This window comes from Dyella thailandensis, assembly GCF_050749815.1.
Lineage (GTDB): Bacteria > Pseudomonadota > Gammaproteobacteria > Xanthomonadales > Rhodanobacteraceae > Dyella_A.
The window spans coordinates 1,988,355-2,012,828 of the sequence record NZ_CP192735.1; the positions used below are offsets into that span (position 1 = coordinate 1,988,355).

19 protein-coding genes are annotated in these 24,474 nt (G+C 69.0%); 11 read left to right on the top strand and 8 right to left on the bottom strand.

The annotated features are described in order from the left end of the window. Positions 1-69: 69 nt before the first annotated feature. Positions 70-1,269 carry a pyridoxal phosphate-dependent aminotransferase gene (locus tag ACQVBX_RS09225; RefSeq protein WP_431638078.1) on the bottom strand — a complete coding sequence of 400 codons (1,200 nt, stop codon included), beginning with the start codon at positions 1,267-1,269 and terminating at the stop codon, positions 70-72. Between the two features lie 191 nt (positions 1,270-1,460). Here ACQVBX_RS09225 and ACQVBX_RS09230 point away from each other — a divergent pair, with 191 nt between their 5' ends. Beyond that, on the top strand, positions 1,461-1,718 hold the full coding sequence (locus tag ACQVBX_RS09230; RefSeq protein ID WP_431633802.1) for a GlsB/YeaQ/YmgE family stress response membrane protein: 258 nt from the start codon (positions 1,461-1,463) through the stop codon (positions 1,716-1,718). Here the strand turns inward: ACQVBX_RS09230 and ACQVBX_RS09235 are convergent. From ACQVBX_RS09235 to ACQVBX_RS09245, 3 genes are all read right to left on the bottom strand, one after another. After that, entirely contained in the window at positions 1,699-2,172 is a 474-nt protein-coding gene (locus ACQVBX_RS09235) for a YidB family protein (protein WP_431633803.1), read from the bottom strand. The genes ACQVBX_RS09230 and ACQVBX_RS09235 overlap by 20 nt on opposite strands. A 134-nt stretch (positions 2,173-2,306) precedes the next feature. Continuing rightward, positions 2,307-2,816, bottom strand: a complete 510-nt coding sequence (locus ACQVBX_RS09240; protein ID WP_431633804.1) for a peptidylprolyl isomerase — start codon at positions 2,814-2,816, stop codon at positions 2,307-2,309. A 108-nt stretch (positions 2,817-2,924) separates the two neighbouring features. Then, entirely contained in the window at positions 2,925-4,766 is a 1,842-nt protein-coding gene (locus ACQVBX_RS09245) for a 3-hydroxybutyrate oligomer hydrolase family protein (protein WP_431633805.1), read from the bottom strand. Positions 4,767-4,877: 111 nt separating this feature from the next. Here ACQVBX_RS09245 and ACQVBX_RS09250 point away from each other — a divergent pair, with 111 nt between their 5' ends. Next, positions 4,878-5,537 (top strand): response regulator, encoded by a 660-nt coding sequence (locus ACQVBX_RS09250; RefSeq protein WP_431633806.1) that lies wholly within the window; start codon positions 4,878-4,880, stop codon positions 5,535-5,537. A gap of 34 nt (positions 5,538-5,571) precedes the next feature. Further along, positions 5,572-6,144 (top strand): cysteine hydrolase family protein, encoded by a 573-nt coding sequence (locus tag ACQVBX_RS09255; RefSeq protein WP_431633807.1) that lies wholly within the window; start codon positions 5,572-5,574, stop codon positions 6,142-6,144. A 60-nt stretch (positions 6,145-6,204) separates the two neighbouring features. Here the strand turns inward: ACQVBX_RS09255 and ACQVBX_RS09260 are convergent, their stop codons facing one another. Beyond that, positions 6,205-6,990, bottom strand: coding sequence for an SDR family oxidoreductase (locus ACQVBX_RS09260; protein WP_431633808.1), 786 nt, complete (start codon positions 6,988-6,990; stop codon positions 6,205-6,207). Positions 6,991-7,010: 20 nt separating this feature from the next. Between ACQVBX_RS09260 and ACQVBX_RS09265 the strand changes: the two genes are divergently transcribed. From ACQVBX_RS09265 to ACQVBX_RS09280, 4 genes are all read left to right on the top strand, one after another. Next, a complete protein-coding gene (locus ACQVBX_RS09265; protein ID WP_431633809.1) occupies positions 7,011-7,997 on the top strand; it encodes a LysR family transcriptional regulator in 987 nt (328 codons plus the stop codon). Between the two features lie 117 nt (positions 7,998-8,114). Next, complete coding sequence (locus tag ACQVBX_RS09270; protein WP_431633810.1) at positions 8,115-8,411, top strand: hypothetical protein; 297 nt, start codon at positions 8,115-8,117, stop codon at positions 8,409-8,411. 76 nt (positions 8,412-8,487) lie between these two features. Continuing rightward, entirely contained in the window at positions 8,488-8,904 is a 417-nt protein-coding gene (locus tag ACQVBX_RS09275; protein ID WP_431633811.1) for a VOC family protein, read from the top strand. Between the two features lie 11 nt (positions 8,905-8,915). Beyond that, entirely contained in the window at positions 8,916-10,028 is a 1,113-nt protein-coding gene (locus ACQVBX_RS09280; RefSeq protein WP_431633812.1) for a serine hydrolase domain-containing protein, read from the top strand. Positions 10,029-10,041: 13 nt separating this feature from the next. Here the strand turns inward: ACQVBX_RS09280 and ACQVBX_RS09285 are convergent, their stop codons facing one another. The 3 genes from ACQVBX_RS09285 to ACQVBX_RS09295 form a co-directional block, all read right to left on the bottom strand. Further along, positions 10,042-13,365 (bottom strand): PAS-domain containing protein, encoded by a 3,324-nt coding sequence (locus tag ACQVBX_RS09285; protein WP_431633813.1) that lies wholly within the window; start codon positions 13,363-13,365, stop codon positions 10,042-10,044. A 790-nt stretch (positions 13,366-14,155) separates the two neighbouring features. Continuing rightward, positions 14,156-15,196, bottom strand: a complete 1,041-nt coding sequence (locus tag ACQVBX_RS09290; protein ID WP_431633814.1) for an extracellular catalytic domain type 2 short-chain-length polyhydroxyalkanoate depolymerase — start codon at positions 15,194-15,196, stop codon at positions 14,156-14,158. Between the two features lie 91 nt (positions 15,197-15,287). Continuing rightward, on the bottom strand, positions 15,288-17,498 hold the full coding sequence (locus ACQVBX_RS09295) for a TonB-dependent receptor (protein ID WP_431633815.1): 2,211 nt from the start codon (positions 17,496-17,498) through the stop codon (positions 15,288-15,290). A gap of 205 nt (positions 17,499-17,703) precedes the next feature. Between ACQVBX_RS09295 and ACQVBX_RS09300 the strand changes: the two genes are divergently transcribed. The 4 genes from ACQVBX_RS09300 to typA all read left to right on the top strand — a co-directional run bounded on the left by ACQVBX_RS09300 (position 17,704) and on the right by typA (position 24,412). Beyond that, positions 17,704-19,101: a GntP family permease gene (locus ACQVBX_RS09300; RefSeq protein ID WP_431633816.1), complete on the top strand. Its 1,398-nt coding sequence runs from the start codon at positions 17,704-17,706 to the stop codon at positions 19,099-19,101. A 292-nt stretch (positions 19,102-19,393) separates the two neighbouring features. Then, positions 19,394-20,086, top strand: a complete 693-nt coding sequence (locus ACQVBX_RS09305; RefSeq protein WP_431633817.1) for a lipase — start codon at positions 19,394-19,396, stop codon at positions 20,084-20,086. Positions 20,087-20,207: 121 nt separating this feature from the next. Next, a complete protein-coding gene (locus ACQVBX_RS09310) occupies positions 20,208-22,406 on the top strand; it encodes a pilin (protein ID WP_431633818.1) in 2,199 nt (732 codons plus the stop codon). Between the two features lie 176 nt (positions 22,407-22,582). Further along, complete coding sequence (typA, locus tag ACQVBX_RS09315; RefSeq protein ID WP_431633819.1) at positions 22,583-24,412, top strand: translational GTPase TypA; 1,830 nt, start codon at positions 22,583-22,585, stop codon at positions 24,410-24,412. Positions 24,413-24,474: the final 62 nt, after the last annotated feature.

The following is a 24,474-nucleotide window of genomic DNA, read 5'->3' on the forward strand; positions in this document are numbered from 1 at the left end:
GTGCGCGATCGCCTCATGGCGTATCGAAGCAAAGGCAGTCGCGCACAGGGTGCGCTCCTACAGGGGGCGTCAGGTGAGTTCGGCGAAGAATCGGGTGATGCGATCCAGGCCCGGCTGCAATTGGACCGTCGGGCAGGTGTAGGAGATGCGCATGGCGCGCGGCTCGCCGAAGGCCGAGCCCGGCACGCAGGCCACGCCCTTGGCTTCCAGCAGCGCGGCGCAGAAGCTCACGTCGTCGGTGATGGCCAGCTCGCCGTGGCGCTTGCCGAACGCGCAGGAAATGTCCGGGAACGCATAGAACGCGCCTTGCGGTCGCGGGCAGACCACGCCGGGGATCGCGTTCAGCGCGGCCATTACCGTATTGCGCTTGGCGGCGAACTCGGCGCACTTGGCCTGCGGCACGTCCTGCGGACCGCTGAGCGCGGCCACCGCGGCGGCGGTGATCACTTCCGGCAGGCTGGTGATGTGGTTGGAGTTGAGCGTGGTGACCGCCTTGGCCACCGACTCCGGCCCCGCGATGAAACCCACGCGCCAGCCCGGCATGCCGTAGGTCTTGGACAGCGAGTCGACGAACACTAGCCGGTCCTTCAGCTCCGGCTTCGCGTGCACGAAGTTGTGGTAGCCGATGCCGTCGAACACCATCGAGTTGTAGATGTCGTCGGTGATGATCCAGGTGTCCGGATACTTCACCAGCACCTCGGCGAGCGCGACGATTTCCTCGCGCGTGTAGACCATGCCGGTCGGGTTCGACGGGTTGTTGAACAGGAACACCTTCGGCCTGCGTTGCAATGCAGCTTCGAGCTGCGCCGGCACCAGCTTGTAGTTCTGCTCCGGGCCGCAGTGCAGGATGTTCGCCTTCGCCCCGACGATGTCGGCGATGTCTCGGTAGGTAGTCCAGAACGGCGCGGCGAAGCAGATCTCGTCGCCCTCGTCGAGCATCGCCTCGGCCAGGTTGTACAGCACCTGCTTGGCGCCGATGCCGATGGAGAGGTTCATGCGGCCGTAGCCGGTGAGGCCCAGCGCCGCGATGTGCTTGAGGAAGGCATCGAGCAGCGCCTCGGCGCCGCGGTTGCTGCCGTACTGGCCGGAGTCGTGGCTCAGCGACTCGCGCGCCGCGGCGTACACGTGCTCGCCGGGCAGGAAGTTCGGCACGCCGATGGAAAAGCTGATCACGTCGCGGCCAGCGGCCTTGAGCTGCTTGGCTTTTTCGGCGATCAGCATGATCGCGCTGGGCTTGGCGCGGCCGACGCGCTGGGCGAGCTGGGGCATGGTGTCCTCGAGGGGATTTCCGGTCAGCAAACCGGCGAAGTTTACCACGCGCCCACTGGCCGCCGCGGAGTGACGCGTACCGGCCGCCGATGGAGCAAGATGCGCCAGTGCCGCGGCGCGCGGCATCGCGAGGCGCCGGATCGCCTGCGCTCCCGGCCGGAGGCCATCGTCCCGACACGGAGATTTCGCACATGCATTGGCTTTGGGTGTTCCTGGTGGGCCTGATCGTCGGCCTGATCGCCAAGCTCCTCACCCCGGGCCGCGACCCGGGCGGTTTCATCATCACCGCGCTGATCGGCATCGCCGGTTCGGTCCTGGCCACGTGGGCCGGACAGAACCTGCTGCACATCTATGGACCGGGCGAGTCCGCCGGACTGATCGCCTCGGTGATCGGCGCCGTGGTGCTGCTGGTGCTCTACCACGCGGTGTTCAAGAACAAGTCGTCCTGATCGCGAAACACCCCGAGGCCCGGCGCGTGCGCCGGGCCTCCTCCGGCTCAGCCGAAGAGTTTCCGGCCAGGCCGGACAGTGCAGAGAGATCGACCCTGCCACCGCCGTCCGCTGGCACCTGCCCGTCGGGCGTGAGGTGGTCCACCGCGTGCGGCAGCACCTGCGACAGCTGGCCCAGCAGCTGGCCCTGGTCCATGCCCAGCTTGCTCGCCATCTCCTGCAGTACACCGCCGAGCCCACCCCCGCCGAGCGCTTGACCGAGCTGCCCCGGCGACACCGGCTGGTTGGCGCCGGTGCCGACCCAGGACTGCACGACGTCGCCCAGCCCGTGCTGCAGCAGCAGGGCCACCAGGCCCTGCACGCCGCCAGCGCGCTGGATCAGCTCCGCGGCCGTTCCCAGCAGGGAACCCCCGCCCTGCCCGCTGCTACCCAACAGATCGCCCAGCAATGACATGGCCTGCTCCCTGGATCGGCGCGCCACCGCGCCTCGCCGGCCGAGCATAGGCCGATCCAGCCACGTTGCGGCCCCGTCTCAAACGACAGCGGCCGCCCAAAGGCGGCCGCTGTCGCAACGCATGGCGGCGCCGATCAGCCGCGCGCGTCGAGTATCGCGTTCCACTCCTTCACGCGCTCGGCCTGGGCGGTCAGCAGCGCGTCGACGTCGCCTTCCACGGTGACCTTCTCGATGGTGTCGCCCTGACGAATTGCGTCGACCACTTTCTGGTCGTCCGCGCCCACCACTTCGCCGAACACGCTGTGCTTCCCGTCCAGCCACGGCGTGGCGCCGTGGGTGATGAAGAACTGGCTGCCGTTGGTGCGCGGACCGGCGTTGGCCATCGACAGCACGCCCGGCTTGTCGTGACGCAGCGACGGGTTGAATTCGTCTTCGAACTTGTAGCCCGGGCCACCGGTGCCGGTGCCCAGCGGGCAGCCGCCCTGGATCATGAAGTCGCTGATCACGCGGTGGAACGACAGGCCGTCGTAGTAGCCACGCTTGGCCAGGTTGACGAAGCTCGCCACCGTCACCGGGGTCTTGTCGTCATGCAGGCGCAGGTGGATCGGGCCGCGGTTGGTCTGGAAGGTAACGTTGATGGTCATCGCAAATCCTTGGGCTCGTGACGCGCTGCCGTGGGCGGCCACGGCGGCAAAGGGCCGGCAAGGATAACGCAGCCGGCCGACCCCAGGCGTGACCCCGCCCCCGGCCGTTCAGGGCAAGCCGAGCATCTCCCGGCGCAGCGCGGACTCCCCGCGCGGCTGCGCTGCCGGCGTGGGCAGTTCGCTCGGCCACGGCGCGCCCTCGAACAGGTGCGACCACAATCGATCCAGCGCGGTGTAGCCATAGGGCATCAGCGGCACGTGCGCCGCGCCGAAGGCAGGCACGGTGAGGAAGGCGTCGAAGTGCTGCGCGTACGGCACCCGCCAGTACAGCGGCGCACGGCCCTCGCTGCGCAGCCAGGCCACGTAGGGCTCGGAGGTGAACGCCGTGGGCAGCAGGCCGTCGCTGGCGCCGTGCAGCACCCACAGCGGCAGGTCGGCGCGCGGCAGCCGGGTCGCGGTGGCGGCAATGCTGGCTTGCAGGGCGTGCGCGTCGGCGTCGTCGCCGGTCCACAGCTGGCGCAGGCAATCGAGGCTGGCGAGCGTGGGATCGTCGCTGCGATCCATGCCGCCGCGCAGCGCGATGCCGTTACCCGGCGGAATGCCCGAGCCATCTGCCCACCACGCCGCGCGCGTGGCGGGGTCGGCCGGCGCCGGCTGGTTGTCCTTGTCGATCGTCACGTAGCGGAAGCCGCACGGCATCTCGGTGGCGCCGGTGCGCGCGTAGGAGGAGGCGTAGCCGGCCGCGATCACCCGCCACAGGTCGAACGCCGTGGTGCTGGCCGCGGTGGCGATCGCCTCGTCGGTCCAGCCGTGCGCGCGCAGTTGCTCGTAGGCCGCTTCACCCTGCGCCGCCAGCGTGCTGCCGGCGAGTCGCCCCTGCGCATGCAGGGTCTTGCAGCGCTGCACGGCGGCCGGGGCCACCGAGCCATCCGGCGCGCGCGCGAATGGCGCCTTGGCGAAGCGCGGCGTGGTCAGCGCGCACGGCAACCAGACCGCCGCCTCGGTGGCGTAATCGAACATCGCCCGGCCGTGGCCGGGCACGTACACGTTGGGCTCGAGCGCGATCACGCCGGCGAACAGATGATCGTCATCCAGGCCCGCGGCCTGCAGCACCGCGCCGCCGCCGTTGGACAGGCCGGTGGCGATGATCTTCGTGTTCTGCGCCGTGAACGGTGCCTGCGCGGGAAATGCGCGATCGAGCATGGCCAGGCCGAACTGCGCGGCCTGGATCACGTCGCGGCCCCAGTCCGCCTCCGGGTTGTCGCCCGAGTGCATCTGCTTCACCGCGATGCCGGCATCGGCGGCGGCGAGCTTGGGCTCGAACTCCAGCATCGCCTCGCCGCGTTTGGCGCGCGTGCCGTCCAGCTGCACGCCGCTGTCGTCGGCGTAGTCGAAATAGCCGGCGCCGGTGCCCTTGTCGGTGTAGGCCACCGCGCAGCCCTTGGGCAGGCCCCATGCGCCGGCCAGCGAGATCGCGCCGTACACGCCGCGCGAACCGGACGACGGCGCCACCACCAGGCAGCGATGCGCGGCGTCGAACGCATCGGGCACCTGCAGCAGCACGCGATGCGGCTGGCTGGCGCCGGGCACCCGCGCAAACGCCTGGAACTCGCGCCCGGGCACGGTCGGCACCGCACCGTAGACGGTGCCGTAGCCGCCGAGCGGGCCGAGATCGGCGATGCCTTTCCAGCTGGTCTGGATCGCCCGTCGGCGCAGTTCGGCCGGCGTGGGATGCGCCGGATCGACGAACGGCGACGGCGCACCGGCCAGGCCGGCCAGCCCGAGGCCGGCGCTGAGCAGATCGTCGTGATCGCGGTGTTCGGTGACGCGCACGTCGCTGACCAGGAACTCGGGACGGGACATCGCCACCTCCGCTCGGGATGGATGGGTGCTGCACGCCGGCAAGGCCAGCGCCAGCAGCGGCAGGACGCAGAGGGTGCGCAGGTTCATCCATGCACGATAGCAAGCGCATCCCGGGCGGCTATCGTACGAAAGTCCATGCCTGGCATGTCGCGCGTGCACCTGCTCGACGTCCTCGCCGCCGCCGGTTAAGTTCGCCCGATGCCCCGCCTGCTGATCGCCGACGACCACCCGCTGTTCCGCGCCGCCCTGCGCCAGGCGGCCGCCGCCAGCGTGGAGGACTGCACCGTGCTGGAGGCGGCCGACCTGCATACCGCGCTGGAACGCCTGCGCGTGGACGCCGACATCGACCTGGTGCTGCTCGACCTGCACATGCCCGGCAGCCAGGGGCTGTCCGGCCTGGCCGCGCTGCGCGGCCAGCATCCAGGGGTGGCCGTGCTGGTGGTGTCCGCGCACGACGAGCCGCGGGTGATCCGCCGCGTGCTCGATCACGGCGCATCCGGCTTCATCCCCAAGAGCGCCAGCCCGGCCGAAATCGGCGAGGCGATCCGCGCCGTGCTCGACTGCCGGCGCTGGCTGCCGCCGGCGCTCGCGGCCGCCGTCGCCGCCCTGCCCGCCGACCCGGCCGATGCCGACCTCGCCGGACGGCTGGCCCGCCTCACCGAGCAGCAGTACCGCGTGCTCGCCCTGCTCGCCGACGGCCTGCTCAACAAGCAGATCGCCGATCGCCTGGCGATCCAGGAACGCACGGTGAAGGCGCATGTCACCGCGATCTTCGAGAAGCTCGGCGTGCGCAACCGCACCCAGGCCAGCGGCGTGCTGAAGGCGCTGGAGCTGGGCGAGCCCGCACGGGTCCTTTGATCCCGCTTCCAGATTCCCCGCCACGGAGATTCCCATGACCGACGCCGCCCGCGCCGACACCGCCCTGCTGCTGATGGACCTGCAGCCGGGCATCCTCGCCAACTATCCCGATCCCGCTTTCCTCCCGCGCATCGGCCGCGCGCTGGCCGCCGCCCGCGCCATGCAGCTGCCGGTGATCTGGGTGCGCGTGGCGTTCCGCGACGGCTACCCGGAAGTGGCCGGCGACAACCGCATCTTCGCCGGCATCCGCACCAGCGGCCGCCTGCTCGAAACCCATCCGGACACCCGCATCCACCCGGACCTCGACGTGCAGTCGCACGACGTGCTGGTGACCAAGCGCCGCATCGGTGCCTTCGCCGGCAGCGACCTGGACGTGGTGCTGCGTGCCGCGGGCGTGCGCCACCTGGTGCTGGCCGGCGTATCGACCAGCGGCGTGGTGCTGTCGACGGTGCGCCTGGCGGCCGATCTCGACTATCGCCTCACCGTGCTCGCCGACGGCTGCCTCGACGGCGACCCGGACGTGCATCGCGTGCTGGTGGAAAAAGTGTTCCCGCGCCAGGCGACCGTGCGCACCATCGATGACTGGGCAGCCGCCGCCAGCCATTGAAGCGGCGAACGATCGTCCGGACTTTTCCGGACGATCGCTCCACCGAGTCGGCGCCAATTTTCAGAGCAGGTGCAGACCGCCGTCGCAGGCCAGCACGGTGCCGGTGGTGAAACCATTGCCGATCAGGAAAGCGACCGCCTGGGCGACATCGTCGGCCTGGCCCACGCGCCCCACCGGCAGGCTCGCTGCGTGCTGCGCGAAGAAATCCCGCTTGCCCTGCTCACCCATCGCGTTCCACCACGGCGTGTCGACCACGCCCGGAGAGACGGCGTTGACCCGCATCGGCGCCAGCTCGTGCGCCAGTATCGGCACCATCGCCTCGATCGCCGCGTTGATCGCCGCCAGCCCGGCCGTACCGGGATTGGCAATACGCGCCGAGATCGAACTGATGAAGGTGAGACTGCCGCCCGCATGCAAGGCCGGCAGCGCGGCCTGCGCCGCCTCCGCATGCGGCCAGAACTTCGCGGCGAACCCCCGCCGCAGCGCGGCGAGATCCAGTTCGCGGAAAGCGCCGGCACCCTCGCCGCCGCTCAACGCGATCACCACATGGTCGACTACGCCGCAGCCTGCGAAGAAGACATCCAGCGCCGCGCGGTCGGCGGCATCGAAGGCCACACCGGACACCTCGCCCTGCAGCGGCTCCAGCGCGCGATGCAGCTTCGCCTCGTCGCGCCCCGTCGCCACCACCGCATAGCCCATGCCGGCCAGCCGAGCCGCCGTGGCAAGCCCCATGCCGGACGAACCACCCAACACCACCACCTTGCCCATGCCGGTATTCACGACCGTCGTCTCCATCGATGCCGCACGTGCGGCCTGCGAAGACATCGTGCATGCTGGCTCGGTCATCACTCAAATCGTTTGTGATCATGGCAAACATCATCGAACGTGATCTTCGCCGGCTCGATCTGAATCTGCTGCTGGTCTTTCACGCGCTGATGCAGGAGCGCCACGTCACCCGCGCCGCGGCGCGCCTGTTTCTCGGGCAGCCGGCGGTGAGCGGCGCGCTCAAGCGCCTGCGCACAGCCTTCGGCGATGAGTTGTTCGTGCGCGGACAAGCCGGCATGGAACCTACCCCGCGCGCGCTGGAACTGGCCGCACCGATCGACGCCCTGCTGTCGGGCCTGCACCAGGCGATGAGCGCCGGTCGTCCGTTCGACGCGGCGCAGTCGACGCGCCGCTACCGCATCGGCGTGAGCGAGGCGGTCGGCGTGGCGCTGTTCCCGCGTCTGCTGCTGCAGCTCTCGCGGCAGGCACCCGGTATCACGCTGGCAACGCTGGACACCGACCGGCATCGCGCGGCAGGCATGCTGGAGCGCGGCGAGATCGAACTCGCTCTGGGCATGTTCGGCGACCTGCCGGCCTGGCTGCGACGCCGGGACCTGTTCGACTGGCGCTTCGTCTGCCTGTATCACCCGCGCCGCATCCAGCCACGACGCGAACGGCTGAGCCTGCGCGAGTTCCTCGCCCATCCGCATCTGCTGACGTCGTTCGACGGAGAGCTGCATGGCTTCGTCGACGAGCAGCTGGAAGCGCTCGGGCACCGGCGCCGGGTGATCTTCGGCAATCCGCACTTCGCCACCAACCCGTTCATCGCGCGCGAGAACCCGGTGCTGGTGACCGTACCCGACTACGTCGCCAGAGCATGGAGTGGCAGCCTCGGCCTGCGGGTCAGCCTGCTGCCGTTCGAGACGCCGGTGCATCGGGTCGGTGCGCTCTGGAAAGCCGCCCACGATGGCGATGCGGGACTGCGCTGGCTGATCGACCTGATCGCGGACACCGCCAGCGGCCAGGGATCGCCCGCGCCGGCCCGATGGTCACCGCCCGCGACGCGCGCACGCCGTCGCCGCGTGTAAGCAGATGTTGCTGCCGGCCGCCCGGCACACACTCGCTCACATTTGCGCCGAAGCGGAAACACCTGCGGGTGACATCGCTGCCTACGATCCGGCTTCACCTTACACGGAGAATCCGGCATGCAAGCACGCTCCTCCCACCTCGCCGCGACGCTCGCGGTCGCTGTCGCACTGTCCACACTGGGGCTGGGCGGCTGCGCGGGGAGCGACTCGCGCAACCAGAAGATCGCCGAGAAGGCCAGGGACCGGTTCGCCGCTGCCGATACCAACCACGACGGTCAGCTCAGCCAGGACGAAGCGAGCCAGGGCATGCCGCGCCTGGCCACGCACTTCGCCGAGATCGATACCGACAACAACGGCCAGCTTTCCACCGCCGAAATCGTCGCCTACATCCAGCAGCGCCGCGGCTCGCGCTGAGGTCGCCGCGATGACTCCCGCCTTGGCGGTCTGTGCGGAGCTCAAGGATGAGCCCGCGCCCCCACCGAACCGCTCGATGCCTGCCTGCACGGTGATCCCGGTGCTGCTTTACCCTGACCTGCGCGCGGCGGTGGCCTGGCTGGGCGCGGCGTTCGGGTTCGACGAGCGTCTGCGCATCGGTGATCACCGCGCCCAGCTGTGCTTCGGCAGAGCCTGCATCGTGGTGGCGCAGAGCGACCCGCCCTACCCGCTCGGCGTCAACAGCACGCACGCGACGATGGTGCGCGTAGCCAACCTGGCCACGCATTTCCGTCGCGCGACGGCGGCCGGTGCGCGCATCGCCAGCGCCCCGACCGACTACGTTTTCGGTGAGCGCCAATACACCGCGGTGGATCTCGGCGGACACGTATGGACCTTCTCGCAGACCATCGCAGACTGCGATCCGGCCGCGTGGGGCGGCGAGCTGATCGACGCGGCAGCGGATGCGCCATGACGAGCCGCGCCATGCGTGCCAGGGGCCGGCTGCTGCTGGCTGTCGGGATACTGCTCGGGTTGTCTGGCTGCGTGGCGTTGCTGGTCCGCGGTGGCAAGCGCCTGTACCGGGCCACCACGGCACCTGCCGTCGCCAGCCAGGGGCCGGTCGCGATTCCCACCACGGTGCGCAAGCAGCTCGAGCAGGCCGTGCAATCCGGCGCGCCGGGGCTGACCGCGATCGTGATGCGCCAGGGCCGGTTGTTGTTCCGCCTCGACCTCGGGAAGATCGCACCCGACGCGGAGCTGCCGGTGGCGTCCGCATCCAAATGGATGACCGCAGCGCTGGTGATGAGCGTGGTGGACGATGGCCGCCTCGCGCTCGATGCGCCTGTTTCGCGCTACCTGCCGGATTTCACCGGCGCCGCCAGCCGCATCACCCTGCGCCAGCTGCTGGCGCAGACCTCCGGCACCGGCAGCCTGCGCGACGGCCTGGACATCCGCCAGGATCCGCAAATGACCCTGGCCGAATCCGCCGCCGAGGTCGCCCGTCGTCCGCTGCAGGATCCACCCGGCACCGTGTTCCGCTATGGCGGACCGGGCTTCCAGGTGGCGGGCGCGGCGGTGGAAGCGGTCACCGGCGAGCGCTGGGCCACACTGTTTGACGAACGCATCGCGCGTCCGCTGGGCATGCATCACACCTGCTGGGAACACCTGCCCGCGCATGGCGTATCGCCCCAGCAGACGCGCAACCCGCTGCTGCAGGGCGGCGTGGTGACCACGGCGGACGACTACATGCGCTTCCTCACCATGCTGGCGCAGCACGGCCGCTACGGTGGCCGGCAGGTCCTGTCGGTGCAGGCGGTCGATGCGATGGAAAAGGTGCAGACGCTGGGCAAGCCGATGGCGTATCGCCCACCCGGCGCGCGCGACCGGGCCGCGCAGTATGCGCTGGGCAACTGGTGCGAGCGCTGGACCGAGGCCGGCGACTGCACCCTGGTCTCCAGCCCCGGCGCCTTCGGCACGTTCCCGTGGATCGACCGCACCAGCGGCGTCTACGGGGTGTTCTTCGTGAACAGCCGCCTGCTCAGGGTGGCGGCGTATTTCTACAAGGCCCGCGACGCCATCCTCTCGCAGCCCGAGTGATGCCCCGGGCACCTCAGCTCGCTGCGACCACGCCCTTGGCCGCCCGCTGCAGCACCTGGCGCAGCGCCAGCGGCTTGAGCGGCTTGTAGAGCACGCCCACACCGAGATCGAGCAGGCGCTGGCGCAGCTCGCCGTCGCGGTCGGCGGTGACGATCACGGCACTGACCGGCCCATGGCGGGCTTGCAGCTGATCGAGCACCTCGAGCCCGGTACGACCGCCGTCAAGGTGGAAATCGAGGATGTGGATATCCGCTGGCCACGGCGCGGCAAGGGCCTGCTCCAGGTTGCGCGCGGCGTGAACTTCCCAGCCCCAGCCCGCAAGCAGGTGGCTGAGCGCGGCCAGCGCAGCCGGTTCGTTGTCCACCACCACGGCGCGACCGGCCGGCAGAGACTGCAGCGCGACGGCAACCTCCGGCTGCAACCGGGGTGGCACGACGATCGGCACGTCCAGATGGAACACGCTGCCGCGTCCCGGCGTGGAACGCAGGCCCAGCGGATGATCGAGCAGCGCCGCCATGCGCTGGGCGATCGACAGGCCCAGGCCCAGCCCCTGCCCGCCCGCCGCGCTGCCGCGGCGGAACTCCTGGAAGATCAGCTGCTGCTCCTGCGGCGCGATGCCGGGCCCGGTGTCCCACACCTCCACCCGCAGCGCGTCGCCGCGGCGGCGCACGCCCAGCAGCACGCGGCCGCACTCGGCGTAGCGCAGCGCATTGGAGAGAAAGTTCTGCAGCACCCGGCGCAGCAGCTGCGGATCGGTGCGCACCCATGCGGTCGTGGCGACCACGTCGAAGCGCACGCCGCGGTCGCGCGCGATCGCGCGGAACTCGGCAGCGAGCGGATCGAGCACCTCGGCCAGCGCCACCGCGCGCGGCTGCGGGTGCAACCGGCCGCCCTCCAGCCGGGCGATGTCGAGCAGGCCCGCGAGCAGGCCCTCGGTGGCCGACAGCGCGCCGTTGAGGTGCTGCGCGGTGGCCGCATCGGCGCCGCGCTCGGTGAGCGCGTGGGCGAACAGCTGCGCGGCGTGCAGCGGCTGCATCAGGTCGTGACTGACCGCGGCGAGGAAGCGGCTCTTCGCCTCGTTGGCGCGCTGCGCCTCGCTGGAGGCGGCGGCCAGCGCGCGGGTGCGCTCCTCCACGCGCTGCTCCAGCGTTTCGTTGATGCGCTTGAGCGCGGCCTCCGCCTGGCGGAACGCGGTGACGTCGGTGAAGGTGGCCACGAAGCCGCCCCCCGGCATCGGGTTGCCGCGGATCTCCACCACCGTGCCGTCCGGAAACTGCCGCTCGGACAGATGCCGGGTGCCCGAGCGCATGTGCTGCAGCCGACGATGCACGCGCGCCTCGCGCGTGTCCTCGTCGAACACCTCGCCGACGATGCCCAGCGTCACCGCGTAGCGTGTGAGGTCGGCCACCGGCCGACCCACCTGCAGCAGCTCGGCCGGGTAATCGAACAGGCTGGCGTAGCGACTGTTCCACGCCACCAGCCTCAGCTCGGCATCGACCACGCAGATGCCCTGGCTCATGTTCTCCAGCGCAGCCTCGAGCACGCGCTGGTTGAAGCGCAGGTCCTGCGCCGCCTCGCCGACGATGGCGGCGACGGTATCGAGATCGCCACGCCCCTGCCGATGCACCACTTCCAGCAGCAATCGCGCGGAGGCCGCACCGATCACTGCCGCCAGTTCGTGCTCCACCTCCGCCATGCGCGTGGCGCCGGCCAGCCCGTGCGCGGGCGCGTGGGCGAACAGGTGCTCGACGCGCTCCGGCGGCAGGAAGCGCACCGCCAGCGCGCGCAGTTCCGCCACGCCCACATCACCCACACCCGCGGCGCCGGTGGCCTGGCCGTAGCGCGTGCCGGCCACCCAGGCGATCACCGCCACGTTCACCGCGAGGCTCAGCACCACCGCGCGACCGAGCCGGCTCCATTCGCCCAGGCCGAGCAGGCGGTCCGGTGCCAGCCAGTCCTGTCCCAGCGGGCCGGCCAGCAGCCACGCCGGTGCCTCCGGCAGCACCACCGGCAACAGGATGTAGAACCACACCAGCGTGCCTGCAGCGAGTCCGGCCGCCACCGCGCGCGGCCCCCGCTGCGGCTTGTACATCGCCACCAGCAGCGCCGGCGCGAGCCCGGCCAGTGCGGAGAACGAGATCGCGCCGATGTCGGCCAGCGCGTCGTTGCGCGCCAGCACGCGGCTGTAACCCCACGCCAGCAGGATCACGATGAGGATCGCCACGCGCCGCTGGCTGATCACCTCGCCGCGCAGGTCGCCGCGCTCGTCGCGCCCCCAACCCGCACGCACGCGCAGCGGCGCGATGAAGTGGTTCACCACCATCAGGCTCAGCGCGAGCGTGGCCACCACCACCATGCTGGTGGCCGCACTCAGGCCACCGAGGAACGCCACCAGCGCCAGGCCGTGTCGTTCCTGCGCCATCGGCAGCGCCAGCACGTACAGGTCCGACGGCACGCCGCTCGGCCCCAGCCACGCGTCGCCCAGCCGCGCCAGCGGCAGGATCGGCAGCGAGATCAGCAGCATGTACAGCGGAAACAGCCAGCGCGCGGTGCGCACGTGGCGCTCGTCGCGGCACTCCACCACGCCGGCGTGGAACTGGTGCGGCAGGGTGAACATGGCCAGCGCGCCGAGCAGGATCAGCGCCGGAAAGCCGCGACTTTCGTGCGGCACCGGCAACGCCGGCGGCAGGTGCGCCGGCAGCGGCGTGAACAGCAGCGAGCCCAGCGCCAGCATCGCGCCCAGCTTGAACAGCGACTCGAACGCCATCGCCAGCACCAGCCCGCGATTGTGCGCGGTGGACGAGGCGCGCCGCGTACCGAACAGCATCGCGAACAGCGCCATCAGCAGCGCCACGTAGAGCGCCGAGTCCTGCCACGGCTCGGATTCGGCAAGCTGCCCGCGGTTGAGCATGGCGTAACTCATCGCCACCGCCTTCAGCTGCAGCGCGATGTACGGCACGATGCCGATGATGATCACCGCGGTCACCAGCGCCGCCAGCCCCGCATGGCGGCCGAGCCGCACCGAGACGAGATCCGCAATGGAACCCGCGTTGTACTCGCGCGCCAGCTGCACCAGTCGGCGCAGCACGGTCACCGCCAGCAGGTACATCGCGATCGCACCGACGAACGTGGGCGGCAGCCACCAGCCCGAGCGACTGGCCTGCGTCACCGTGCCGTAGAACGTCCACGACGTGCAGTGGATCGCCAGCGACAGCGCATAGACGATCGCCCAGCGCTTCTCGAACAACTGCGGCCGCCGCTCGCCCAGCAGCGCCACGCCGAACAGCAGGCCGAGCCAGAGCAGCGCGGCGGCGGCGATCAGGGGCGTGCTCAGCATGGCTTGTGTGCCTGGGGGAGCGACTTCAGTCGCGATGACGCCGGATTCCTCCAAGGCCTCGAAGCACAGAGCTTTCGTCCTCCTGCGGAGGGCGAGTTACTTTCTCTCGCTTGCCCGAGAGAAAGTAACCAAAGAGAGGGGCACCCCGATGGCGCGCCCTGCGGGCATCCTGCCCTCCGGGTGCGCGGGTGGGTTCCGGGGGTTCGCCGACAGGGCTCCTGCCCTGACGTCGAACTGGCTCGCATCCATGCGAGCCCCCCCTGCGGGGCCTTTCCTACACCCACCCGCCGCGCCATAGGGGCCCCGGATAGAGCAGCGCGCTCCCAGCGCGCACTTCTCAAAAGAGCCAGAGCAACAGCAAAGCATCGCTTTGCGGTTACTTTGCTGTTGCTCTGGCTTTTCAGCCTTTCGGCTTTCCACCGGGTGCGGGCCAGGATGGCCCGCTGCCCTACCCGGGGCCCCTGTGCGGCGGTGAGGCGGGGACGACAGGCCGCGTAGCGGTCATCGGCACGGACGCCGATGACTTTTCGCCCGGACAGGAGTCCGGTCGAAAAGCCCGGCCCCGGCTCACGGACTTGCCGCCCATGGATGGGCGGCAAGCGCCAAGCGGGGTGTCGTTTTCTCTTGGTTACTTCTCTTTTGGACAAGCAAAAGAGAAGTAACTCGCCCTCCGCAGGAGGACGAAAGCTCTTTGCTCTTGCTTTGCAACGCCCAGCCAGGCAAAGCGAAGACGCTGGAGCCCGGCTTGCGCCGGGGTGACGACCATGCAGGTCAACAGCGCGCCGCGCCATCACTGCCCCGCAGGCAGCCCCAGCGCGCGCACGGCATTCACCAGCCAGCGCAGCTGCACGCCGTGGCGGGTGTCGTAGTCGGTGCCGGAGTATCCCCACCAGTCCCAGCATGCCTGCGGATTCAAGGGCGCGAAGCTTGCGCGGGTCTGAGGATAGAGCACCGCCACGCCGTAGGCGTCGGCCCAGCGGTTGAAGCCGGCGTCCTTCACGAACGTCTCGCCGATCGCATCGGCGTTCTGCTTGCAGCCGTGCAGCGCCACCACCAACCCGCACGGCTTGCCGGCGGCGCAGGCGGGCGGCAGGTAGAGGTAACCCTTGGGCGCCAGCAAGGCATCGGCGCCGTCGGGGCGCAGCGCGTCCTGGTCGAAATCGAGCACACGCCCCGTGGCCGCGTCAGCCACCGGCTGCGGCGACGCGCCGAACAGCTGGTGGAAGATCTCGCCGGCCGCGTCGAATCCACAGTGGCCCAAGTACGGCGATACCGACTGGCCGCAGTCCGCGCCCTTCGCCGCGATCGGCAGGTTGTGCGCGAAATCGCGCGCGCCATCGTCCACCACCTGCATGCCGGCGAGCGCGGGATCACCGTCGCGCAGGCGCTGGTAGAACTGCGCACCCGCCTCGGCCACCGCGGGCGCAACGACGCCGTCGGCCTTGCCATGCAGCAGGTAGACGTGCGCTTTGGCCAGCGCGCTCAACGAGCCGTTTTCGCCCGCCGCCGCGCGCTTGCGCGCGTTCGCCACCAACGCGTCGACGTCGATCGCCGGCGATCCCTTCATGCAGCTGCTCAGCGCCGTCTGCAGGTTGCCGCCGGCGCAGCCGTAGGGGCCGCCAGCCACCAGCGCCGCATCGGGAAAGATTTCCGGATAGGCCAGCTGCGCCTGCGTAGCCATGTATGCGCCGGAAGAGAGGCCGACCACGGCGACGCGTGCGGCGTCGAGCTGCAGGTGCGGCAGGCGCGCATCGTGGCGCGCGGCGCAGGCGGCGCCGGCGACCAGCACAAGGCTCAGTCCCAGCAGGCGCAGTGGGGGGAACGAAGGCATCGAAAACTCCTCGAGGCACGTTGGAAAAGAAAACGACCCGCGCGATCGGGGAGAGCATCGCACGGGTCGCAGGGCGAGCGGCGCAGCCGCCTCAGAAGGTGTAGCGCGCGCTCAGCGTCACCATCCGCGGCGCACCGTAGAAGCCGGTGACGATACCCAGCGCACCGATGTTGTAGCCAGTGGTGCGGTAGGACTTGTTGGCCAGGTTGGTGCCCTGCAGGCTCACGCTCCACGGCTGATCGATCTGCCAGATTACGCCCGCGTTCCACAACCCGTAGGCCTTCTGTGCGATCAGCGGCGACAGCGTGGTTTCCGGATACACCATGCCCTGGTAGGCGTAGTTGATGCGCGCGGTGAGGCTGCCGCCGTCACCCACCGGCCGGGTGTTTTCCAGCGACAGGCCGCCGGACCACTTAGGCGCGTTGGTGAACTTCTGCTGGTCGGCGATGTTGACGCCGCCGCTCAGGAACTCGGTGTACTTGGTCTTGAGGTAGGCGAAGTTGCCGCTGAACGTCCAGCCATCGGCCGGCTTCCAGGCGAACTCCTCCTCCAGGCCATCGATATGGCCCTTGCCGGCGTTGGTGAAGTCGCCGAAGAAGCCCTGGCTGCCGTTGGGCAAGGTGTAGGAGGTGAACACCGACAGCTGGATGTCGGAGTAGATGTTGTGGAACAGCGCCGTGTTCATCATCAGCGCGTCGTCGAAGAAGGTCATCTTGCTGCCCAGCTCGAACGACTGCACTTTCTCGTCGTTGATCGGTCGGCACGAGCTGGGAATCGCCGCGCAGTTCGCGCGGATGTTGTAGCCGCCGGAGTGGAAGCCGGTGCTGTAGCTGGCGTAGAGCTTCACCTGGTCGCTCGCGCTCCAGTCCAGCGACACCTTCGGCGAGGCGTTGTTGGTGGTGTGCGAGCCGGAGAAGTTGGCCAGCACCGAGATCGGCGTGCTGAACGATTCGTCGGCGAAGCCGTAGTTCTGGATCAGCGCGGTCTTGGTTTCGCGGGTCAGACGCACGCCCACATCCAGGCTCCACTCGGGGCTGATGTCCCAGGCGAAGTCACCGTAGGCGGCCAGGCTGCGCGTGCCCACGCGGCCACCGGTGCTGCCGTACTGCGAGTAGCCCAGGGTGGTGTAGGGCGGCGAGCCGAGAAAGATGTTGTGGATCTGGCCGCTGGCCGAGCCGTTGAAGTAATACAGGCCGGCCACGCCGTGCAGGCTGCCGCCGGCGTCGTAGTTGGCCTGCAGCTCCTGGCTGAACTGGTGATCCTTGTACAGCGCGCTGACGTCGGCGATTTTTTCCGGCAGCGTGTCGAAGTCGATCGCGGTGTCGGTGTGCGAACCGCGCACGGCGGTCACCGACTTCAGTGACCAGTCGTTGCTGGCCACCCAGTTCAGCGTGAGCGCGGTGCCGTAGAGCTTGGTGCGGTTGAGCTGGGCCATGCCACCGCGGGTGTCGAAGTCGCTCGACAGCGGCGCATAGGCCGGGTCGAACTTGTTGGCGATCAGCATCTTCGCGCCGCGCGGATTGGAGTTGTCGCGCACACCGTCCACTTCCAGCTGCGCGTTGAACTGCTGACTCGGGAAGAAGCCCAGCGTAGCGCGGGCCGAATTGGTGTTCTTGTTACCGTTGCGGCTGCCGGTGTTGAGGTTGGTGCCGAAGCCGTCGTTGTGCTCGCTGGCGATCGCCGCGCGGCCACGCCACACCTTGTCGGCGCTGGCGCCGCCGATGCTGGCCTTGATGTCCTTCTCGCCGTGGGTGCCGGCGGTGACTTCCACCGAGCCCTCGGTCTTCACCGGCAGCGGGTTGGAGACGTACTTGATCGCGCCACCGATGGTGTTCTTGCCATACAGGCTGCCCTGCGGACCGCGCAGCACCTCGATACGGCTGACATCGAACACGTCCAGCACGGCGCCTTGCGGACGCGCCACGTAGACGTCGTCCAGGTAGATGCCCACGCCCGGGTCGAAGCCCCAGGTCGGGTCGGCCTGGCCGACGCCGCGGATGTAGGCGGTGAGCGTGGTGTTGGAGCCGCGCGCGGCGTAGATCTGCAGCGATGGCACCTTGCCCTGCAGGTCGGCCAGGTTCTGCACGTTCTGCTTTTCCAGCGACTGCGCGGTGAACGCGCTGACCGCGATCGGCACGTCCTGCAGCGTCTCCTCGCGCTTGCGCGCCGTCACCGTGATCTGGTCCAGCTGCTTGGCCTTGTCGACGCTCGGCGCAGCGGCGGTGTCCTGCGCGTGCAGCAGCGGACTGCCGGACAAGCCGATCACTAGGCTGATCGCCAGACTCAGGTGCGTGCGCTTCATGGTTTCCCCTTCCCTTCGGTGAGCTGGCCGCCTTGAGGGCGGCTCGCGTGGACGCAGCCATCGACGATGGATGCTTGATGGCTAGCAAGCCTAGGCAGCATGGGCGGCGGTCACACTTGTACCTTCGTACAGTGCCCGCGGCGGCGAGGCGTGCGGATACTCCGGACCCCATCGTGCTTCATGCCACCGCCGAGGAACCGCAAGGATGGCCTTCCTGATCGTGCTCGCCGCGCTGTGCTTTCTGATGCTCGCGGCGTACCGCGGCTACAGCGTCATCCTGTTCGCGCCACTGGCTGCGCTGGGCGCGGTGCTGCTGACCGAGCCGTCGCTGGTGGCGCCGATGTTCACCGGCCTGTTCATGGATCGCATGGTCGGCTTCCTCAAGCTCTACTTCCCGGTGTTCATGCTCGGTGCGCTGTTCGGCAAGCTCATCGAACTGTCGGGTTTCTCCAAGGCGATCGTCGCAGCCACCATCGGCCTGGTCGGGCGCAGCCGCGCGATGCTGTCGATCGTGCTGGTGTGCGCGCTGCTCACCTACGGCGGCGTGTCGCTGTTCGTGGTGGTGTTCGCGGTGTATCCGTTTGCCGCCGAGCTGTTTCGCGCCAGCGACATCCCCAAGCGGCTGATCCCCGGCACCATCGCGCTGGGCGCGTTCACCTTCACCATGGATTCGCTGCCGGGCACGCCGCAGATCCAGAACATCATCCCCACCGCGTTCTTCGGCACCACGGGCTGGGCCGCACCGTGGCTGGGCACGATCGGCGCGCTGTTCATCCTCGTCGTGGGCCTCAGCTACCTGGAATGGCGCCGGCGCAAGGCCGCCGCGGCGGGCGAAGGTTACGGCACCGAGCTACTCAATGAGCCGGCGCCGTTCGAGCACGGCAAGCTGGCCCATCCGCTGTTGGCAATTCTTCCGCTGCTGCTGGTGGGCGTGGTCAACAAGCTGCTCACCGACGCCATCCCGCGCCTGTACGGCGTGAGCAGTTCATTCGTGCCCGCCGTGGTCGGCGAGGCCAAACCGATCGTGCAGGAGACGGCGAAGATTGCCGCGATCTGGGCGGTGGAGGGCGCGCTGCTGGTCGGCATCCTGTGCGTGCTCGCCACCGCCTGGAAGCCGGTGATTGCGCGCTTCGCCGAAGGCAGCAAGGCCGCCGTAGGCGGTGCGCTGCTGGCCTCGATGAACACCGCTTCCGAATACGGCTTCGGCGCCGTGATCGCCGCCCTGCCCGGCTTCAAGCTGGTCGCCGACGGATTGCGCGCGATTCCGCATCCGCTGGTCAACGAGGCGGTGTCGGTGACCGCGCTGGCCGGCATCACCGGCTCGGCGTCCGGCGGCATGAGCATCGCACTGGCGGCGATGGCCGACACCTTCATTCACAACGCGCAAGCCGCGGGTATCCCGATGGAAGTGCTGCACCGCGTGGCCGCGATGGCCTCCGGCGGCATGGACACGCTGCCGCACAACGGCGCGGTGATCACCCTGCTGGCAGTGACCGGGCTGACGCATCGGCAGTCGTACAAGGACATCTTCGCCATCACCGTGATCAAGACGCTGGCGGTAGGGGTGGTCATTGCGGTGTATGCGGTGACGGGGGTGGTGTGAGCGCCACCCGCGGCTCGTATAGAACCTGCTCGTATAGAACCTGTAGGAGCGGCTTCAGCCGCGATGCTCTTGCTCCTGATGCACAACTAAAGCCTGGAGCATCGCGGCTGAAGCCGCTCCTACAGCAAGCTTGGTGAACCTTGATGCCGCGGCACTAAAAGCCAAACCCGCCCCCCCGACATCCCTCCCCCGGCAGCACCACGCCGCGATGTCGCTACCCATCCGGCCCCGCGCCTGCGCGCGGCGCCACCCGCCTCGTCCGCGAGGCATGTAGCGAAGGAGGAAACACGCGATGTCGATCAAGCACGTCCTGCTCGCCCTGCTGCTCCTGATACCCGCCACGGCGGCCCGCGCCGTCTGCCATGACACCGTGGTGATGGTCCACGGCAACACCGGCAGCCCCGGCGATTTCGTCAACACCTACAACCTGCTGCGCCAGAACGGCTGGACCGACGCGCAGATCATCCGCCCATCCTGGGGCAACCCGTACTGCGCCGCCTGCAATGACCACGACGGCAGCGAAGAAACGCCGGTGAAGAACGCCATTTCCAGCGCCATCGCCAACTCGTGCTCGGGCAAGATCGACGTGATCGGCCACTCCATGGGCGTCACGCTCGCCATGCGCGAGATCGACAAGCTCGGCGTGGCGGCCAAGGTGAACACCTTCATCGGCATCGCCGGCGCCGTGCACGGGCTGTGGAGCTGCGGCGTGTACCCGTACAACGTGTTCAACAGCACCTGCGGCACCTACGGCCTGTCCATCCACAGCCCGTTCCTGGACTCGATCGCCGGCCACCGCTTCGGCGTGCACATGTACTCGTTCAAATCCTGGGTGGACGAGATCAACTGCTACGGCGGCGTGTGCACCGTCGACGGCGTGCACACCTCGTCGATCCCCGGCGAAGACCGCAGCCTCGACTACCCCTACGGCCACTACCAGCTGCTCTGGTACACCGCCGCCGACCAGGTCAGCCTGCTGCAATAGCCGCCACCGGGCCGGATCGGCCAGCGCGCCTGATCCGGCCTGCGGGTTTTGCTAGGCTCGCCGATGTTGCGTCCGCCTCCATCCCGGGGCCTGGACGCCTACCGTCAGGGGAAAATCAGGGATGAACCTTTCGCGCCGCTCCGTGGCCGCCGCTGTCGCGGCCGCCTGTTTTGCCATCGCCGCCTGCCATCGCGATGACGCCGCCGACACCCGGCCGGCAACCGTCGATGCCGCCACGCTGCAGCGGGCGCAGGACGCCCTCTCGCAACCGGCCTGGCTGCGCAGTCACCTGCCGCCCACCACCGTCGCCTACCTGCGCATTCCCTCGCCGTGGGGTCTCATCGGCGCGGTGCCGGACGGCCGCTCGCTGGACCAGGTCACCGCCGGCGATGCCAACCTCGCCACCATCGCCGCGCTGCGCGAGGCGATCGCCAAGGACAAGGTGCTCGCCGACAGTGGCGCGGCTGCCTATGTGATCCCGCTGCTGGTCGACCTGCGCTCGCCGCTGGAGGCGGTGGCCAGCGACCCGATCGGCGTGATGTCGCCCGGCAGCCAGGTGCTGCTGTCGATGCGGCTGGCACAGCACACCGGTGCGGAAGTGGCCGCGCGCTTTGCCGCGCTCGGCCCCGCGATGACGCTGGCCAGACCGTTCGACGCGAACGGCGACAGCCAGCTGGCGATGGGCGCACCGCTGCACTTCGATGCCGCCAGCCAGCGACTGTTCCTGCTGGTGGGCAAGCAGGCGACCGACAACGCCCAGCTCTCCACCCTTCTGGCAGGCATCGCCAAGACGCAGACCGACACCCCGGTGGCACAGGCCATCGCCACGCAGGAGCACGCCATCGACGGCTCCGGCGAGGGCTTGTTCGGCTGGGTCAGCCTGCACGGTGTCGGCAGCCTGGCGACCGGCGCGATTCCACCGACCGCGGGCACTCTGCCCGGCGACCTGCTCAGCAAGGCCGACGGCGTCGCCTTCGGTGCCGGCAGCATGGATGGCCACGGCCACATGCAGCTGCGCATTCACGCGCCGCAGTCGCGCCTGCTCGGCTACCTCGCCCCGCAGCAGTTCGACCCCAGCTTCGACACCGCCGGCGCGCCGCGCTGGGTGGCCAACGTCGCCTTGCCCGGTGCCGCGCAATGGCAGGCCTTCGAGAACAATCTCGCGCTCGACTTCGGCGCCGAGCGCGCGGCCAGCTGGCGCGAGGCAATGGCCAAGTGGAAGGTTGCGACCGGCTTCGATCTCGCCGAGATCGTGCAGTGGGTCGGCCCTGAGCTGATCTCGTTCGAGGACGACGCGGGCAGCTACACGGCGCTGCGCGTGCGCGACCGCAAGGCGCTTTACGCGCAGATCGAGCGCTTGGCGAAGCAGCATCAGTGGCGTTTCACCGAGCGCTCGCTGGACGGCATCACCGTCCACTCGCTCACCGTGCATGGCTCGACCAAGCCGGAGGACGCCGCGAAGAGAAACTATCCCGGCATGGCCGCCATCACCGAACTTGCCGCGCGCGTCGGCACCCATTTCTACTGGGTGGAGGACGGCAACTTCCTGATCTTCGCCAAGGTGCCGCAGGCGCTGGCCGATCGCGCGGCCGCACATCCCTCGCTGGCGCTGGACGGCTGGCTGAAGGCCCGAGGTTACGAAGGCGCGGACAGCCTGCTCGGCGTCACCGCCGTGACCCGCGACGCGCAGCGCAACACCTACTACGCCTACCTGCAGCTGCTGCAGATCATCAACGATCTCAGCGGCGGCAACGTCGACCTGATGGCGATGCCGGCCGCGCACACGCTGAAGCTGCCGCATCACGGCATTGCCGGGCTCAGCCTGGGCGTCACTAACGACGGCATCGCGTTCCGGGTGAACTACGAGCAGCAGCCGCTGGAGCTGATCGGCGCCAGTGGCAACGGCAGCGGCATGACCGCGGTGGCGGTCGTCGCGATCATGGCGGCCATCGCGATCCCGGCCTATCAAGACTACGTCATCCGCGCACAGGTCGCCGAGGGCCTCACCTTGGCTGATACCGCCAAGACCGCGGTGGCCGAATATCGCGCCCAGCGCGGCCGCTGGCCGACCAGCAACGCGGCGACCGGCCTGCCGCTGCCACCTGCCATACACGGCAAATACGTAGACTCGGTCAGCGTCGGCGAACAGGGCACGATCACCGTGCATTTCGGCAGCGAGGCACCGAGCAAAGCCAACGCACAGATCGCCGGCAAGACGCTGGAGCTCACTCCGGCGCTCGAGAACAACGCGATCCGCTGGAGCTGCTATTCCGACGAGATTCCCGCCAAGAACCTGCCGGCCAGCTGCCGCCAGCCCTGATCGGAGCCGGTTGACAGCCCCTTTTCCACGGGCGTCGGCGCAACGCCGGCGCCCGCGCGGCTGAACCATTTTCCGCGGCAGCGCAGCAAGTTGTCACACAAGCCCGTATAATCCGGCGGTTAATCCTTCAGCCCACCTTTCAGGCGGCCCTTACGGCGCCCGCCGAGCCTTTACCCATGTCCATCGAAAAGCTGCGCAATATCGCCATCGTCGCCCACGTCGACCATGGCAAAACCACCCTCGTCGACCAGCTGCTCAAGCAGTCCGGCACGCTCTCCGAGCGCACCGTGCTGGCCGAGCGCGTGATGGACTCCAACGACCAGGAAAAGGAGCGTGGCATCACCATCCTGGCCAAGAACACGGCCATCACCTGGCAGGGCAACCGCATCAACATCGTCGACACCCCCGGACACGCCGACTTCGGCGGCGAGGTGGAGCGCGTGCTGTCGATGGTGGACACGGTGCTGATCCTGGTCGACGCGATGGACGGCCCGATGCCGCAGACGCGCTTCGTGACCCAGAAGGCGTTCGCGATGGGCTTCAAGCCGATCGTGGTGATCAACAAGATCGACCGCCCCGGCTCGCGCCCGGAGTGGGTGGTGGAGCAGGTGTGGGATCTGTTCGACCGCCTAGGCGCCACGCCCGAGCAGATGGACTTCCCGATCGTCTACGCCTCGGCGCTGAACGGCTACGCCTCGCTGGACGAAAACGCCCGCGAAGGCGACATGACCCCGCTGTACGAGGCGATCATGCAGCACGCGCCCAAGCCGGACGTCGATCCGGACGGCCCGTTCCAGATGCGCATCAGCCAGCTCGACTACAACAACTTCGTGGGCGTGATCGGCATCGGCCGCATCCAGCGCGGCACCCTGAAGAAGAACATGCCGGTGGCGGTGATCGATCGCCACGGCAAGAAGCGCCAGGGCAAGGTGCTGCAGGTGCTGGGCTTCATGGGCCTGGAGCGCATCGAGCAGGACAGCGCCGAAGCCGGTGACATCGTCGCCATCTCCGGCATCGCCGACCTCACCATCTCCGACACCGTCTGCGCGCTGGACAAGCCCGAGGCGCTGCCGGCGCTCACGGTGGACGAGCCGACCATCAGCATGACCTTCCAGGTGAACAACTCGCCGTTCGCCGGCAACAAGGACCTCTCCGGCGGCAAGTTCCTCACCAGCCGCCAGCTCAAGGACCGCCTGGACCGCGAGCAGGTGCACAACGTGGCGCTGAAGGTCGAGCAGGGTTCGGACGCGGACAAGTTCCTGGTCTCCGGCCGCGGCGAGCTGCACCTGTCGGTGCTGATCGAGAACATGCGCCGCGAGGGCTACGAGCTGGCCGTGTCGCGTCCGGAAGTGATCATCAAGGAGATCGACGGCCAGATGATGGAGCCGTTCGAGCAGCTGGTGGTCGACGTGGAAGAGATCCACCAGGGCCCGGTGATGGAGCGTCTGGGCATCCGCAAGGGCCAGCTGAAGAACATGGAGCCGGACGGCAAGGGCCGCGTGCGCCTGGAGTACATGATCCCGGCGCGTGGCCTGATCGGCTTCCAGAACCAGTTCAAGACCCTCACCCAGGGCTCGGGCCTGCTGTTCCACGTGTTCGACCACTACGGTCCGAAGGAAGAAGGCCAGATCGCCAAGCGCCCCAACGGCGTGATGATCGCTAACGCCGGCGGCACCACCCCCGCCTACTCGCTGGGGCCGCTGCAGGAGCGCGGCAAGCTGTTCGCCGCCGAAGGCGACAACGTGTACGAAGGCCAGCTGGTGGGCATCCACGCCAAGGACAACGACCTCACCGTCAACGCGATCAAGCCCAAGCCGCTCACCAACATGCGCGCCTCGGGCAAGGACGACGCGATTCAGCTCACCCCGGCGATCAAGTTCTCGCTGGAACAGGCGCTGGACTTCATCGACGACGACGAGCTGGTGGAAGTCACCCCGAAGGAAATCCGCCTGCGCAAGAAGCACCTCACCGAGAACGACCGCAAGCGCGCCTCGCGCGGCGGCTGATCGGGTACTTCATCGCTGTACGAAAAAGCCGCCCTCGGGCGGCTTTTTTTATCCCGAACGGT